Origin of the sequence: Streptomyces radicis (assembly GCF_003626575.1) — a bacterium.
GTDB classification, from domain to species: Bacteria; Actinomycetota; Actinomycetes; order Streptomycetales; family Streptomycetaceae; genus Streptomyces; species Streptomyces radicis.
In genome coordinates, this window is sequence record NZ_RBDY01000033.1 from 44052 (window position 1) to 60340 (window position 16289).

Consider the following 16289-nt stretch of genomic DNA (forward strand, 5'->3'; position numbering starts at 1 on the left):
CCTCACTGCTGGCGCGTCGGTCGGACGGCGGAGTGGAAGACGCAGCCCACGTGGGAGCCGTCGCCCAGGAAGCGGATGTCCTGCTCGCGGTCGAGCAGCCCCTTGACGAAGCCGCCGCTGAGCCCGGCGGCGGTGACGAACAGGCCCCAGTGCAGGTAGCACGTGGCCGTGGCGGGCCCGGCGGCGCCCGGCGCGTGGAAGCGCTCGGCGACCGAGTCGGCGCGGCGCTGCACCACGTGGTCGCCCGCGCAGGCGGCGCGGACCAGCGCGTCCCACGCGTCCTGCTCGGTCAGCCACCCCGCGACGACGCCCCGGCCCGCGTGCCCGATGCTGGGCTTGAGCACCAGCTCGCCGCGGTGGGCGCGCGCGTACTCGGCCAGCGACCCGCCGCCGGGCGCGGGGGTGGCGTCGGCGCCCCGCATCGAACGGGTCCAGGGCAGGACCCGATCGACCACCTCGCGCTCGTCGGGGGTGAGCGGGTCCGCCGCGTCGGCGTCGCTGAGCATCGCCAGGCAGAGCTTGGAGCCGAACAGGTCGGCGTTCAACGGGGAGAACACCCGGGCCGCGCCGTGCGCCACCGCCTGGGCCAGGGGTTCGAGCAGCTCGTCGGCGGCCGGGTCCTCGGCGACGGTCTTGAAGAGGAACGTCCGGTAGACGACGTCGATCCGCTCGCCGCGCGCGACGAGCCCGCCCGCGCCGAACTCCAGGTCCTTGACGGTGCAGACCACGATCGGGAAGCCGAGCTCGGAGAGCAGGTCGATGAAGAGGGAGGCGTTCACCGTGACCGGGGAGGTGACCCAGTCGACCAGGGCGATCGTGGGCCGCCGCGCGGCGCGCCAGCCCGCCGTCTCGAGCAGGGTGGCGGCCATCAGGGGCATCGGGTCGTGGAAGTCGAGCGCGTGCGCGGCGGCGAAGCCGGTGAACCCGGGGTCGCCGAGCACCGCCCTGCACAGCTCGCCGAACTCCATCGAGCCGAGCGAGCTGGAGGTGTTGAACTCCACGAGGCGGAAGCCTTCGGGGCCGCGCACCAGGTCGGCGCGGCCCAGCGGGACCGGCGGGCCCGACAGCTTGCGCAGCGCGACCCGCGCGCTCGGCTGGGTCCAGCCGAGCGCCCGCGCGAAGCTCTCCTGGTCGCCGCCGAAGAGCCGGTCGGGGAGCGCCTGGAGGGTGCGCAGCAGCAGCGGCAGGTCGTGGTCGAGGCGCCGCGCCTCGTCGGCGTCGAGGATGGCGGGGCGGGAGAGCAGGGGGCGGGTGAACCAGGAGCGGAAGCGGCGGTAGCCGGGCAGCTCGGGGTCGAGGGGCGGGTGGGCGCCGCCGGTCGTGGCGGCGAGGTAGGCGCGGGTCGGCGCGTTCTCCGCGATCAGGTCGGCCGGCGCGGCGCCGGTCCCGGCGCTCACGCCGCGCCCCCGACCACCGCGGCGAGGTCGTCGGCCGACCGCCACAGCACCGGAAGCACCTTGAGGGTGCGGGGGCTCCGCTCCACGTCGTCCGCGTGCTCGACGGTGAACGCCTCGGGCGTGTGCCGGTCGCACAGGTCCAGGTCCTCCATGGCGCGGACGAGCGCCGCCCTGACGGCCGCGGCGTCGCCGTTGGGCCCGGTGTAGCGCAGCCGCATCCCCACGACGGCCGAGGGCACCTCGGGGTCGCGGTAGAGCAGGAGCTGGGTGTCGCGCACGCCGTCGAGGCGCGAGGCGCGGGCGTGCACCTCGCCGATGGAGACCATGCCGCCGTAGAGCTTGACGTTGTCGTCGGCGCGGCTGACCACCTCGAAGGCGTCGGCCGCGCCGCAGGGGCACTCGGCCGCGCGCAGCCGGTCGCCGAGCCTGAACCGCCGCGCTGGGGTGGGCCACCCTTCGCCGACGCGGGTCAGCAGCGCGCCCTCGTCCCTCGGCTCGACGAGCTGTCCCGGCAGCAGGTGCAGGGCGCCGAGGCGGCAGTCGGGCGTGCTGGTCCCGATGACGAACGTCTCGATCGAGCCGTAGTTCCCCCACAGGCCCGCCTCGGGGAAGGCCGCCTTCAGCGTGGCGACCCTGGCCCCGGTCATCGGCTCGCCCGACCAGATCACCGCGCGGACCGGCAGCCGCAGCCCGGCGGCGGCCGCGGTCTCGGCGAAGCGGGCCAGCACGTTGGGGGCGCCCGCGAGCGCGTTGACGCCCATGTCGACGATCACGTCGACCCACTGGCGGAACTCCTCGGGGTGGAGCGCGCCCATGGGCGCCACGGTGGCGTGGCAGGCCGTGGCGAGGGCGTTGTAGAAGTAGTGGGCGCCCCACATCTTGCCGGTGGAGAAGAGGTTGAGCAGGCAGTCCCCGGGGCCGAGCGGCCGCCAGTGCGCCACCACCTTGGGAACGCCGAGGTCGGGGGCCATGACGGTGAGCTTGGGGTCCCCGCTGGTGCCGCCGCTCGCCACGAAGACCCCGCCGGCGGAGCGGGCCCGCTCCTCGGTGGCCGCCCTCAGGTCCGCGTGGCTCCAGGGCGCGGGCCTGTCCACGTCGGCCAGGACGTCGGGGGTCCCGACCGAACCGATACGCGTGCTCATCGCTCGTGCCTTCCTGTGGGTGCCAACCGCCGCTGTGCCGCGCCGGGTTCGCCGGACCGGTGCCGATGGGCCCGCAGGCGCGCCGCGTACGCGAGGAAGCGCCCGCCGACCACGCGCCTGACGGCCTGGGGGGAGTCGAAGAGGGCGGACACCGCGCCGTCGAGCTCCAGCTCGGACAGCCACAGCTCGCCCGACGGGGTGCGCAGCAGGTCGACGCACACATAGGGCAGGTCGAACCGCCGGTGGACCAGCTCGACCAGCTCGCGCACGCCGGGCTCGACCGCGGTGCGCACCCTGACCGAGCCGCCGCGGCTGACGTTGGCCACGTGCGAGTCGCCGCCGCCGACGCGGTCGTACAGGGCGACGATCTCGCCCTCGACCGCGACGACCCGCAGGTCGGTGACCCGGTCGCCGAGCGAGGGCTGGACGAGCATGGCGGCGCCGCTGCCGGAGGCCAGGCCGAGCACCGCGTCGAGGGTGGCCCGGTCGGGGCAGCGGACGCAGCCGAGGCCACGCCCCCAGGAGGCGGGCTTGACGAAGACCGGGAACCACGCGTCGGGGACCAGCGCCTGGTAGTCCACGCGCGCCAGGTCACGCCCCGTGGTGATCCTGACGGAGGGGATGAGCGGGATCGGGGAGTCGGCGAGGGCCTCGGCGGTGGCGAACTTGTCGTTGAACAGCAGCGCGGCCGAGAGGGGAATGGCCGGCCAGAAGCCCATCTCGCGCAGCGAGCAGACGAGCGTGAGACTCGTCCACAGGTCGACGTCGAGGGCGGGTTCCGAGCGGATGTCGTGGACGATGACATCGCGTTCCCTGCACAGCGGCTCGCCATTCCAGAGGGCTTTTCCTCCGGCGAGGACGATGTGCTCGGGATTGGCCACGCCGAATCCGAGACCGACCTCATCGGCGGCCCTCAGGTAAACGGGCCAGAACTCGTCGCGCTCCCATTCGCCCGCGGCCCGTGAACCGCGGTCGGGGAAAATGTAGAGAATACGTTGCGCGGGATTGCCGCGTGTTGCCGCCGAAGGTGTCATCTCAACGGCCCAGCAGGGCCCCGCCGTTCACGCCGAGCACCTGCCCGGTGATCCAGGAGGCGTCCGGTGAGGCGAGGAAGTGGACGGCCCCCGCGATGTCATCGGGCGTCCCGGCCCGGCCGAGCAGGGTCTGGCCGACGAGCGCGTCGTGGCGCGCGGAGCGGCCCCGCGCGTTGAAGAACTCGGTGTCCTGCACATATCCGGGCGACACGGTGTTGACGGTGATTCCCTCACCGCCGCCCCTGGCGGCGAGGTCGTAACCCCAGGCGATCATCCCGGCCTTGGCCGCGGCGTAGGCGTCGCCGCCGCCCCGCTGACCGGCGATCGAGCTGATGTTGACCACGCGCCCGCCGGGGCGGCGCACCGCGGGCCACACGGCCTCGGTGAGCATCATGGCGGACAGGAGGTTGCGCTCCACCGTCCGCCGGAAGCCGTCGAACGCCCCGGCCAGGCCCGGCTCCTCGTCGCGCACGATGCCGCCCGCGTTGTTGACCAGGACGTCGACCGTGCGCTCGCCCAGCCGCTTGCCGACCTCGATCACCTGGTCGGTGTCCGTCAGGTCGACGGGAACGGGGTGGATCGCGGCCTCGGGGCGCGCCGCCGCGACCGCGTCGAGCGGCTCGGGGCGCCGCCCCAGGACGAAGACCTCGTCGCCCCCCGCGGCGAACCTCTCGGCGATGGAACGGCCTATCCCCGTTCCGCCTCCACTGACCACCACGACCCTGGACACAGGAACCCCCTTCGCCGTCACACACCCGCGGCGCGTTTCCCCGTCCGCACCGGCGGAGCCGCGCGGACGACGACGCACGGGCGCGTTCGCCATTGATCGACGGCAACCCTAGGCGTGGCGGCTACCCATATCCTTCCCATCGGCTTCTCGTCGGCCCGGCCTTCGCCGAAGTCGCGCCCGCCCGTGGGCGCGTGGCTCTCTCTCCGGCAACGCCCCTGACGCACGGCGGACTTGTAGCGTTCCCCGAGCGCGGATAAAGTGGCGGCTCGGCGGATCCATGAAGATTGTCGGCACGGAATTTCCCGGAAGTCCCCAGGAAGTCCCCGTGCCCCCGGCCGGAATCGAGATGACCAGAGACAGATTGAGCTTCCGGGTCCTCGGCCCCATCGAGGTGCGCCGAGGGGGCGCCGTCGTCAGGCTCAGCGGCAGGAAGGTCAGGTCCGTCCTCGCGGCGCTCCTGCTCCGCGCCGACCGCGTCGTCCCCGCCGAGCACCTGGTGGCCGTGCTGTGGGGCGAGGACCCGCCGCCGACGGCCATGTCGCAGGTGCACAAGTACGTCTCGCAGTTGCGCGCCAGGCTCGGCCACGACCGCATCGCGCGGCGGGGCGGCGGCTATCTGCTGCCGTTACGCCAACACGAGTCGGATCTCGCGGAGTTCGACCGGCTGACCGCGGCGGCCAGGTCGGCGCTCGCGGCCGGGCGGCGCGCCGAGGCCGTCAGGATCCTGGGCACCGCCCTGGCGCTGTGGCGGGGGCGGCCGCTGGCGGACGGCACGGATGAGCTGGTCAGGAGCGAGGCCCCGGCCCTTGAGGAGCGGAGGGTCGACGCGTTCCTCAGGAAGGCCGAGGCCGAGCTCGCCCTCGGGCGGTGCGCCGAGCTCGTGGGCGAGCTGCGGACGTTCGTCGCCGAGCACCCCCTGAGCGAGCAGCTGCGCGCCCTGCTGATGCTGGCGCTCTACCGGTCGGGGCGCGTCGCCGAGGCCCTGAGCACCTACCGCGAGGGGCGGGAGCTGCTGGCCGACGAGCTGGGCCTCGACCCGGGCCCCGACCTGCGGCGGCTGCACGAGGCGATCCTGACGAGGGAGCCCTGGCTCGACGTCCACGACGGCGCGCCCGAGCCCCGCCGCGCCGCGCCGCCCACCTCGCAACTCCCCGCGGGCATCGCCGACTTCACGGGCCGGGCCGCCCAGCTCACGCGGATCGGGGACGTGCTCACCACGGGGCAAGGCGACGCGCCCCCGCTCCTGGTCGTCTCTGGCATGCCGGGGGTGGGGAAGTCCACGCTCGCGGTGCACGCCGCGCGGCATGTCGCCGAGGCGTTCCCCGACGGACACCTCTACGCCCGGCTGCGCGACGACGAGGGCGGGCCCGTTGCGCCGCTCGCCGTCCTGCGCCGCTTCCTGCGCGCGCTCGACGTCCCCGACGACGCCGTCCCCGACGACGCCGTCGAGTGCGGCGACCTCTTCCGCGCCGGGTGCGCGGGCCGACGCCTGCTGATCGTCCTCGACGACGCGGTCGACGAGGCCCAGGTCCGCCCGCTGCTGCCGAGCCATTCCGGCAACGCGACGCTGGTCACCAGCAGGCGCCGCCTCGCCGGGCTCGAGGCCGCCCACCACCTCACGCTCGACGCGTTCGACGCCGACGACGCCGTGGTCTTCTTCGAACGCGCCATGCCCGCGGGCCAGCGCGCCGACCGGCACGGCGCGATCCGCGAGATCACCGCCCTGTGCGGGCGGCTGCCCCTGGCCCTGCGGATCGCCGCGGCCCGCTTCGCCCAGCAGACCAGCGGTGACCTGATGCGGTTCACCCGGCGGCTCGCGGAGGAGCGGCGGCGCCTTGACGTCCTCCAGGCCGGGGACCTCGGGGTCCGCGCCACCCTCGCCACCGGCTACCGCGACCTGGCGCCGCGCGAGCGGCGGACGTTCGCCCTCCTCGGGCTCGTGCGCGCGCCCGACTTCGCGTCCTGGGTCGCCGCGCCCCTGCTCGACGTCGATCCGGGCGAGGCGGAGGAACGGGTCGAGCGCCTGGTCGACGCCCACCTCATCGCCATCGCGGGCTGGGACCACGCCGGACACCCCCGCTACCGCCACCACCCGCTGGCGCGCCTGTACGCCAGGGAGCGGGCCGAGGCCGAGCTCCCCGCGGCGGAGCGCCGCTCGGCCGTGCTGCGGGCGTTGGAGGCGTGGCTCGCGCTGGCCACCGAGGCGGGGGCGCGGCTGCACGGGGCCGCGCGCGGGACGCGGTTCGCCGCCGATCCGCACGAGCTGATCGACGCGCCGCTCGCGTGGTTCCACACGGAGCGGGCGGCGCTCAGCGCGGCCGTCGACCACGCGTGGGACGAGGGGCACGAGGGCCTGGCGATGAGCCTCGCGGCGAGCATCGGCGACCTGCTGCGCCCGCCGCGCCTCGGCGAGGGAGCCGCGGCGGTGCCGGTGGCCGTCGGCGCGCCGTCGGGCGCGTTCGACGAGACGCTGTGCCACCTCCTGCGCGACGCCGAGGGACACCGCGGGGTCTGAGCCTTCGGGGCGGGAGCCTTGGCGCGCAACGCCCCGCCGCCGCAATTCCCGGCCTGTTGACGCGCGTGGAAAGCAGATGACATCGTTCCCATCTGGGATCGATCCCATAACGGTGACCGACCCCGGAGTGCCAAGGGAGGGGCCTTTCCGTGCGCGTCGCCACCGATGTCTTCCGCTTCCGCGACACCTGCAACGTCTATGTGCTGCGGAGCGGACGGCGGGCCGTGTTGATCGACTTCGGCGACGGCGCCGTGCTCGACCGGCTCGCCGACTACGGCGTGGACGAGGTCACCGACGTCCTCGTCACCCACCACCACCGCGACCAGGTGCAGGGCCTCGCCCGCGCCCACGCCGCGGGGATCCGCGTCTGGGTCCCGCCGGTCGAGCGTGACCTGATCGCCGGCGTGGACGAGCACTGGCGCACCCGCCCGCTGGACAACGACTACGACGTCCGCCAGGACCGTTTCTCCCTGCTGCGCCAGGTGCCGGTCACCGGCACCGCCGCGGAGTACCGCACCGCGCGCTACGGGCACGCCGAGGTGTACACGCTGCCGCTGCCCGGCCACACCCCGGGCTCCGTCGGCTATCTGGTGGACGTCGAGGGGCGCCGCGTGGCGTTCGTCGGCGATCTGATCCACGGCGAAGGGCGCCTGTGGTCGCTGGCCGCCACGCAGTGGGCGTACACCGGCTTCCACGAGAACCAGGGCAAGGAGGGCGTGGCCGCCACCGTTCTGTCGTGCCTCCAACTCCTGGGCCACGGGCCCGATCTGCTGCTCCCCTCCCATGGCGAGCCCGTCACCGACCCGCCCGCGGCCGTGGCCAGGCTCCGCTCGCGCCTGACGGAGCTGCTCGACATGAACCGCCGCACGCCATGGGACCCCGAGCGCGTCCTGGCCCACCCCTGGGCCGAGGTCACGCCGCACCTCCTGCGCAACACCACCAGCGTGGCCACGTCCTACGCCCTGCTCTCCGACCAGGGCACGGCGCTGCTGCTCGACTTCGGCTACGACCTCACCACGGGGCTGCCCGGCGGCCATGACCGCGCCTCGCGCCGCCCGTTGCTCGCCTCGATCGAGGCGCTGCGCCGCGACCACGGCGTCGACCGGGTCGAGGTGGCCCTGCCCACGCACTACCACGACGACCATGTCGCCGGGTTCAACCTGCTGCGCGAGGTCCACTCCACCGAGGTCTGGGCGCCCGCCCACATCGCGCCCGTCCTGGCACGGCCCGAGCAGTGGGACCTGCCGTGCCTGTGGTACGACCCGATCCCGGTCGACCGCGGGCTGCGGCTCGACGCGTCCGTGCGCTGGCGGGAGTACGAGATCGGCGTGCACGACCTGCCGGGGCACACCCGCTACGCCGCCGCCTACTCCTTCACGGTGGACGGCCGCCGCGTCATCGCGACGGGCGACCAGCAGACCACCGAGTGGGAGCCGGGCCTGCGGCCCGAGGTGCTCAACTACCAGTACCGCAACCGTTTCCGCGTCGACGACTTCACCCGGAGCGCCGAGCTGTACCTGCGCCTGCGCCCCGAGCTGATGATCAGCGGCCACTGGGCGCCGCGCGCGGTCACCGACGCCTATCTCGAGATGCTGCTGGCCAAGGGCGAGCAGCTGGCCCGGCTGCACCGCGAGATCCTGCCCGCCGATGTCGACTTCGACGCCGAGGGCTTCGGCGCCAGGATCGCGCCGTACCGTTCGACCGTTCCGCCCGGTGGCAAGGCGCGCTTCGAGGTCGAGGTGCGCAATCCGTTCCCCCGCGGGGAGCGCGCCGAGGTGCGCCTCGCGCTGCCCGACGGCTGGCACGCCGATCCGCCGCTCGCCCGCGTGGACCTGGGCCCGCACGGCGAGGCGGTCGTGGAGTTCACGCTGCGGGTGCCCATAGGAACGCCGCACGCCGAGCGGCTGCGCGTGGCGGCGGACCTGACCGTGGGGCGGACCCGGTTCGGGCAGCAGGCCGAGGCGCTGGTGAACGTCCGTTGAGGGAACGACCGACGAGCGACGCGCGCCGGGCCGACGGGCGGCAACCGGGCGCGGAAGCCGCACCTCGCCCGGCGGGCGGAGAAGCGAGAGAACAACCGGCGTGCGACGCCCGCCGGGCCGACGACGGGTCGTTGCGCATCGTCGCGCCCGGCTATCGGCTCACCGTCGCGCCCCATGGCCGCACCGCCGTGCTCGACGCCGAGGGGCATCGGCTCGAACTCCAGCTGTGCGGCGCACTCGACCGCGTCGGCGTCCGCGACGAGACGCTGTCCGTCGACCCACCGGAGCTGGACACCGCGGGCCCGCACCCGGTCGTCACCGTCGCCCGCCGCGGTACCGCGTGGGAGGCGGCCGCCACCCGCGTCGTGTGCACGCCGGAGGGGCCCGAACTCACGTGGGAGGTACGGGGGAACGGGCTGCTCGACGAGGTCGCGCTGCTGGCCACCCGCGCCGCGTTCGGCGGGCGCGGCGGGGGCCTGCGGCCCAGCGGCCACGCCTGGTCGACGCTGTTCACGCCCAATCCCGGGCCCCCGCGCCGCCTGTTGCGCGGCGCGGGCGAGAGCGCCACCCTGGGGGTGTGCGGGGACGCGGGACCCGGGCGCGGCCACTGGTTCTTCACCCCGGCGCCGCTCTGCCTCGCGTTCACCGCGACGCCGCTGCCGGACGACGCCCCGCCCGAGACCGCGGGCGCGCGGCCCTGGCTGACCGCGGGCCTCGGCGCCCCCGTCCGCGAACTCACCTTCACCACCTGCGACTATGTGCCCTCCGACCAGGGCTGGCACCTGAGGCTCGCCTACGAGGGCCACACGCGCGTCTCCGGCTCCTTCCGCACCCCGGCCCTGCTGCTCTCGCCCGGCCACCGCGACCCCTACGCCGGGCTGCGCGCCCACCGGGCCTGGCTCGCCGCCCACGCGTGGGCGCCCGAGGCGGCGGACGGCGCACGGGGCCGGGCCGAGCGCCCCGCCTGGTGGTTCGAGCCGATGTTCTGCGGCTGGGGCGCGCAGTGCCACCGGGCGGCGGAGACGGGACTGCCCGCGCCCGAGCTGTCCACGCGGGCCGAGTACGACGCCCACCTCGCGGCCCTCGGCGCCCATGGCCTGGTGCCCGGCACGGTCGTCATCGACGACAAGTGGCAGCGCGTGTACGCCTCCTGGCACCCCGACCCCGCCAAGTGGCCCGATCTTCGTGGGTGGATCGCCGAGCGGCACGCCACAGGCCAGCGTGTGCTGCTGTGGTGGCGCGCCTGGGCCACCGAGGGCGCGCCCGCGGCCCACTGCGTGCGCACGCCGGACGGGCGGCCCGTCGCCCTCGACCCGGGCCATCCAGGGGCCGCGGCCAGGCTCGCGGAGAACGTCGCCCGCATGCTCTCCCCCGATGGCCTCGACGCCGATGGGCTCAAGATCGACTTCACCGCTGACACCCCGTCGGGGGCCTGCCTCACCGGCCATGGAACGGCGTGGGGTGTGGCGCTGCTGTACGATCAACTCGCCGTGATCCACGGTGCGGCGAAGGAGGCGAAACGGGATGCGCTGGTGGTGACCCACACTCCGCACCCGGCGTTCGCCGCGGTGACCGACATGATCCGGCTCAACGACATGCTGCGCCTCGACGATCCCGAGCCCTGGGCGCCCGTCGTTCCCCAGATGCGCTACCGGGCCGCCGTGGCCGCCGCTTCCTGCCCCGGCACGCCCGTCGACACCGACGACTGGTGCGCGCCCGACCGCGACCAGTGGCGCCGTTACGCCGCCGTCAAGCACGAGTTGGGCGTGCCCGCGCTCTATGCCGCCACCCATGTGGACAGGACGGGCGAGCCGTTGGAGGAGAGCGACTACGCGGCCCTGCGCGCCGGTTGGGCGCGGTGGCGGGCCGGGCGCGCGGCGGGCGGGGAAGAGGCGCGGGACGAGGCGCGGGGGGAGCCGCGTTGAGCGGTGGGAAGGCGCCGGGCGGCGGGCGGGGCAGGCGTGCGCGCGTCACCCTGCGCCAGATCGCCGACGAGGTCGGCACCTCGCAGTCCACGGCGTCCCGCGCGCTGGCCGGACACGGCTATGTCGCGCCCGAGTTGAAGGCCAGGATCGAGGAGGCCGCGGCCCGCCTCGGCTATGTGCCCGACATCTCGGCGCGCACGCTCAAGGGCCACTCGAGCGGGCTGATCGGCCTGCTGGTCTCCGACCTGCGCAACCAGTTCTACGCCCAGCTCGCCGCGGGCGTCGAGCAGACCGTGGCCGCGGCGGGGCACCAGGTGGTGCTCGTGGACGACCACGGCGACGAGGCCGAAGCGGTGCGCGGGGCCAAGGCGTTCGTCGCGATGCGCGCCGCGGGCGTGCTGCTCGCGCCGGTCGGCCGCGAGGCCACGGAGCTGCTGGTCGGGCATGGCACGCCCGTGGTCGAGGTGGACCGGCGCTCGGGCGTGCGCGGCTGCGACGCGGTCATCATCGACAGCGAGAGCGGCGCCCGCGAGGCCGTGGGCCACCTGCTCGCCCTGGGCCATCGGCGGATCGCCGTCGTGGTGGACGAGACGGTGTGGGACACCGGCAGGAACCGCCTCAAGGGCTATCGCGCGGCCCACCGCGCCGCGGGGGTCCCGCTGGCGCGCCGCCTGGTGCTCGACCTGGGCCTGCGCCCTGACGACCCGCGGCGCGACGTCGCGGCGTTCCTCGACGCCAACCCCGATGTCACCGCCGTCTTCGCCGCGAACAACGTCATGGCCGAGGCGGTCTGGCAGGAGCTCAAGCGCCGCGGTGCCGCGGTGCCGGGGCGCTGCTCCATGGTGTCCTTCGACGACCTGACGTGGATGCGGGTGGTCGAGCCCGGGCTGACCGCCGTGCGCCAGCCGGTGTACGAGATGGGCAACCGCGCCGCTCAGCTGCTCATCGAGCGCATCGACGGCGGCCATGGCCGCGCCGAAACCCGCACGCTGCGCCCGGAGTTGGTGCTGCGTGGCTCCACCGCGGCACCCGCTTCCGCGCCCGGGGCCGACATCGGCGCCAGCTGACGCGCCCTCCGCCCCGACGATCCGCCATGTCCCGACTGTTGACGCCCGCGACCCGATATGACTACGTTCCCACATGGGATCGATGCCATATGGCGTCCGTCACCCCGGCTCAAGGGAGAGTGACCATGGCGGCACCACCACACCGGCGCACTTCGGGGCGCGCTCGACGACGTTCGCGCCCACGCCCACGCCCGCGTTCACGCCGGAGCCTCGCGGCGGCCGCCGCGGCCACCGGGATGCTGACGCTCGCGGCCTGCGGCGGGGTGACGTTCGCCGACGAGCCCGACACGTTCACCACCATGGGCTTCACCGCGGGGGACGCGCTCTCGGCCGTCCGCATGGAGCTGGCCACCGCCGCCCTCGATCCCCTGGACGTCCAGGTCAACCAAGGCGCCTTCGACGAGCAGCAGTTCCTCTCGTCCGTCGCGGCCGACGACCCGCCCGACGCCGTCCGCATGGACCGCGCCCTCATCGGCGGCTACGCGGCCCGCGGCGCGCTCGTGCCGCTCACCGACTGCCTCGACGACCAGGGCGTCGACCCCGCCGACTACCGCGCGGGCGCCATCGACGAGGCCACGCTCGACGGCACGGTCTTCGGCCTGCCCGACTCCTACGACACCCGCCTGCTGCTGGTCGACCAGGACGTGCTCGCCGAGGCGGGCGACGGGCGGCGGGAGGTCGACACCTCCGACTGGGACGGCCTGGCCCGGCTCGCCGACGACCTGCACACCCGCGACGGCGGGCTGCTCACCCGCATCGGGTTCGACCCCAAGATCCCGGAGTTCTTCCCGCTGTGGGTCGAGGCCAACGGCGGCTCGCTCATCAGCGACGACGGCCGCACCGCCCGCCTTGACAGCCCCGAGGTCGTCGAGGCGCTCGAGTACACCGTGGGCCTGATCGACGCCCAGGGCGGCTGGGGGCGCTTCAAGTCGCTGCGGGACTCGTTCGACCAGTTCGGCGCGGAGAACCAGATCGCCCAGGGCCAGATCGGCGCCTACCCCATGGAGGACTGGTACATCAATGTCCTCGCCGGGGCGTCCCCCGACGTGCCCCTGGGCACCGAGCCCTTCCTGGGGCGCGACGGGCGCCCGATCAACTTCGTCTCGGGCGCCAGCTGGGCCATCCCCAAGGGCAGCGCGCACCCCGATGAGGCGTGCGAGTTCATCACGACGATGACCGCCGCCGAGTCCTGGATCGAGGCCGCGACCGCCAAGGCGGGGGAGATCAGGGACGCCGGGTCGCCCTACATCGGCGACTTCACGGGCAACGTCGAGGCCGACCGCGTCATCCGCGAGGAGATCTGGGAGCCCACGGGCAGCGCGGCGTTCGACGAGGCCAGCCTCCTGATCGACGCGGTGCAGGACGCCTCGTTCTCCGTCCCCGCCAACGGCGCGGGCACCGAGTTCCGCAGGGCGTGGCAGAGCGCGGTCAACCAGGTCCTCTCCGGCGACAAGGAGCCGCGCGAGGCCCTGGAAGAGGCCCAGGACCGCGCCCAGACCGCCCTTGACCTCGCCTACCAGGGAGAGAGGTGAACCGGCCGTGACCACCCACCCGATCGCCCCCGCCGCGCCGCCCGACCGCCGCGCCCGCGCCCGCCGCTGGCTCGCCTCGTGGCGCCACCGCGACACGCGCGCCGCCTACCTGTTCATCCTGCCCTGGCTCGTCGGCTTCGCCCTGCTCACGGCGGGCCCGATGATCGCCAGCCTGGTCCTGTCGTTCACCGACTACGACGGCATCGGCCCCACCCACAACGTCGGCCTCGACAACTACCGGCAGCTCTTCGACGACCCCTCGGTCGCCACCTCGCTGCTCAACACCCTGGTCTTCACCGCCCTGCGCGTGCCGCTCTCCATGGCGCTCGCGCTGGCCCTCGCGATGCTGCTGCTCCGCGTCGGCCGCGCCTCCGGCTTCTTCCGCACCGTCTTCTACCTGCCGGTGATGACCCCGTCCGTCGCCGTCGGCATCCTCTTCCTGCTCCTGTTCAACGGCAACGCGGGCGTCGTCAACAAGGCCCTCGGACTGATCGGCGTCACGGGCCCGAGCTGGACGACCGACAGCTCGTGGGTCAAGCCCGGCCTCGTCCTGACCACCCTGTGGGCCGTGGGCGCCACCGTCGTCATCTATCTCGCCGCGCTCAAGACCGTGCCGAGGGAGCTGTACGAGGCGTCCGAGCTCGACGGCGCGGGCCGCTGGGCGTCGTTCGTCCATGTCACGGTGCCCCAGATATCGGGCGCGCTGTTCTTCACGCTGATCGTCAACACGATCGCCTCGCTCCAGACGTTCACCGAGGCGTACACCGCCTTCTACGGCACCGGCAACACCCAGACGTACAGCAGCGACGCGGCGCTCTTCTACGTCGTCTACCTCTTCCAGCAGGCGTTCCAGTTCATGCACATGGGCTACGCGTCCGCGCTCTCCTGGCTTCTCTTCCTGGTCATCCTCGTGATCACCGTCCTCCAGGCCCGGCTCAGCAAGCGCTTCGTCCACTACGAGTACGAGGGCGACCCACGATGACGACGACGACCCCGGTGCCCACCACTCCCCCGCCACCGCCGCCGCCCGCCCACCATCGCGCGCCGCGCGGGCGCGGCCCCGGGCGTCGCGGCCACGCGCCGGGGCGGCGCCAGGCGGGGCCGATCGGCAGGGCGCTGCGCGCGCTGGCCCTCGTCGGCGCCTCGGCGATCTTCCTGTATCCGTTCTTCTGGCTGGTGAGCGCCTCGCTCAAGCCCTCGGAGTCCGTCTTCGACAACTCCCTGCTCCCCGGGGACTGGCGCTTCGACAACTACGCCGAGATCTGGGACGCCGTTCCCCTGGCCACCTGGATCGTCAACAGCGTCACCGTCACCCTGGCCGCCGCCGTGGCCGTGACCATCAGCAGCGCGCTGGTCGCCTTCGGCTTCGCCTACTTCCGATTCCCCGGCAGGAACGCGCTGTTCGGCCTGGTCATCGCCACCATGATGCTGCCCGCCGTCGTGCTGATGGTGCCGCAGTACCTCGTGTGGAACTCGCTGCACCTGGCCAGCAGCCAGGTGCCGCTGTGGGCGCCCAACCTCTTCGGCAGCGCGTTCTACATCTTCCTGCTGCGGCAGTTCTTCCTCGGCCTGCCGCGCGAGCTGTTCGACGCGGCCCGCATCGACGGGGCGGGCTGGTGGCTGATGTTCCGCCGCATCGCCGTGCCGCTGTGCCGCCCCGCGCTGGTCGTGACGTTCGTCTTCGAGGTGCAGGCCGCCTGGACCGACCTCGTCAGGCCGCTGATCTATCTGCGCGACCCCGACCTGTTCACCGTGCCGCGCGGGCTGAAGACCGTGCTCGACCAGTTCGGCGAGGGCGGCGAGATGCGGTGGGAGATCGTGTGCGCGGCCAGCGTCGTGGTCACCGTGCCGATGATCGTGGTCTTCCTCGTGTGCCAGCGGCAGTTCACCTCGGGCATCGCCACCACAGGACGGAAGGGCTGAATGTCGCACCACCACCCCCACACCGCCGACGCGGTCCTCGCCCTGGACATCGGAGGCACCAAGCTCGCGGCCGGGGTCGTCACGGCGGACGGCACCACGCTGGCGTTCGCCCAGTGCCCGAGCGCCGTGCGGGACGGCCCGCGGGCCGTGCTCAAGCGGCTCTTCGACCTCGGCCGCGCGGTGCTCGGCACGGCGGGCGCCGCGCCGGGCGACCTGCGGGGCACGGGCATCGGCTGCGGCGGGCCGCTCGACTCCACCGCCGGGGTCCTGCTCGCCCCGCCCCACCTGCCCGGCTGGAAGGATGTGCCCATCGTCCGACTGGCCGAGGACGCCCACGGGTTGCCCGCCGTCCTGGACAACGACGGCACCGCGGGCGCCGCGGGCGAGTGGCGCTTCGGCGCCGGGCGCGGCACCCGCCACCTGGTGTATCTGACGGTCTCCACGGGCATCGGCGGCGGCATGGTGTTCGACGGCCGCACCTACCGAGGCGCGGCGGGGAACGGCGGCGAGCCCGGGCACCTCACCGTGCGCTCCGACGGCCACCGCCCGTGCCGCAGCTGTGGGCGGACCGGCTGCCTCGAGGCGTACGCCTCGGGCACGTCGATAGCCGAACGCGCCCGTGCCGCCGTCGCCGAGGCCCGCGCGCACGGCGTGGCGACGGCGCTCGCCGACCGCGACCCGCTGACCGCCGCCGATGTCACGGCGGCGGTCAGGGCGGGCGACGGCGTCGCCACCGCGGTGTGGGAGGAGACCCTGGACGCCCTGGGCACCGGGCTCGTCTCCCTCGTCAACGTCTTCGAGCCCGAGCTCGTCGTCCTCGGCGGGGGCGTCACCCGCGCCGGTGAGCTGCTGATGGAGCCGCTGCGCCGCCGGGTCGCCGAGCGGGCCATGGGCCCGGCCGCCGCCACCGTCCGCCTGACCACGGCGGCCGGGGGCGACCAGGCCGGGGTCCTGGGCGCCGCGGCCATCGCCTTCGAACGCCTGCCGCCCCGATGAGCCCGCCGACCCCGCCTCCCTCGAACCGCCACGCGCCACCCTGGAG

Annotated in this window: 12 protein-coding genes; 8 read left to right on the top strand and 4 right to left on the bottom strand. The window is 74.2% G+C overall.

The features are described 5' to 3' along the window. Positions 1–2 precede the first annotated feature (2 nt). From D7318_RS27605 to D7318_RS27620, 4 genes are all read right to left on the bottom strand, one after another. Positions 3–1397, bottom strand: a complete 1395-nt coding sequence (locus D7318_RS27605; protein ID WP_120699950.1) for a hypothetical protein — start codon at positions 1395–1397, stop codon at positions 3–5. Continuing rightward, a complete protein-coding gene (locus D7318_RS27610) occupies positions 1394–2539 on the bottom strand; it encodes an AMP-binding protein (protein ID WP_120699951.1) in 1146 nt (381 codons plus the stop codon). Before D7318_RS27610 ends, D7318_RS27605 begins: the two co-directional genes overlap by 4 nt. Then, a complete protein-coding gene (locus D7318_RS27615; RefSeq protein WP_183091634.1) occupies positions 2536–3420 on the bottom strand; it encodes an ATP-grasp domain-containing protein in 885 nt (294 codons plus the stop codon). Before D7318_RS27615 ends, D7318_RS27610 begins: the two co-directional genes overlap by 4 nt. A 154-nt stretch (positions 3421–3574) precedes the next feature. After that, on the bottom strand, positions 3575–4303 hold the full coding sequence (locus D7318_RS27620) for an SDR family NAD(P)-dependent oxidoreductase (RefSeq protein ID WP_220729841.1): 729 nt from the start codon (positions 4301–4303) through the stop codon (positions 3575–3577). Between the two features lie 346 nt (positions 4304–4649). Here D7318_RS27620 and D7318_RS27625 point away from each other — a divergent pair, with 346 nt between their 5' ends. The 8 genes from D7318_RS27625 (at position 4650) to D7318_RS27660 (ending at position 16243) form a co-directional block, all read left to right on the top strand. After that, on the top strand, positions 4650–6818 hold the full coding sequence (locus D7318_RS27625) for an AfsR/SARP family transcriptional regulator (RefSeq protein ID WP_183091635.1): 2169 nt from the start codon (positions 4650–4652) through the stop codon (positions 6816–6818). Positions 6819–6967: 149 nt separating this feature from the next. Continuing rightward, positions 6968–8800 (top strand): MBL fold metallo-hydrolase, encoded by a 1833-nt coding sequence (locus D7318_RS27630; RefSeq protein ID WP_120699955.1) that lies wholly within the window; start codon positions 6968–6970, stop codon positions 8798–8800. 131 nt (positions 8801–8931) lie between these two features. Further along, positions 8932–10725, top strand: coding sequence for an alpha-amylase family protein (locus D7318_RS27635; RefSeq protein ID WP_120699956.1), 1794 nt, complete (start codon positions 8932–8934; stop codon positions 10723–10725). Then, complete coding sequence (locus D7318_RS27640) at positions 10722–11792, top strand: LacI family DNA-binding transcriptional regulator (protein WP_230424138.1); 1071 nt, start codon at positions 10722–10724, stop codon at positions 11790–11792. Before D7318_RS27635 ends, D7318_RS27640 begins: the two co-directional genes overlap by 4 nt. A 236-nt stretch (positions 11793–12028) precedes the next feature. Next, a complete protein-coding gene (locus D7318_RS27645) occupies positions 12029–13324 on the top strand; it encodes an extracellular solute-binding protein (protein ID WP_183091636.1) in 1296 nt (431 codons plus the stop codon). A 7-nt stretch (positions 13325–13331) separates the two neighbouring features. Continuing rightward, on the top strand, positions 13332–14306 hold the full coding sequence (locus D7318_RS27650) for a carbohydrate ABC transporter permease (protein WP_220729845.1): 975 nt from the start codon (positions 13332–13334) through the stop codon (positions 14304–14306). Further along, positions 14303–15247, top strand: coding sequence for a carbohydrate ABC transporter permease (locus D7318_RS27655; RefSeq protein WP_120699959.1), 945 nt, complete (start codon positions 14303–14305; stop codon positions 15245–15247). Before D7318_RS27650 ends, D7318_RS27655 begins: the two co-directional genes overlap by 4 nt. After that, positions 15248–16243 (top strand): ROK family protein, encoded by a 996-nt coding sequence (locus tag D7318_RS27660; protein WP_120699960.1) that lies wholly within the window; start codon positions 15248–15250, stop codon positions 16241–16243. Positions 16244–16289 lie beyond the last annotated feature (46 nt).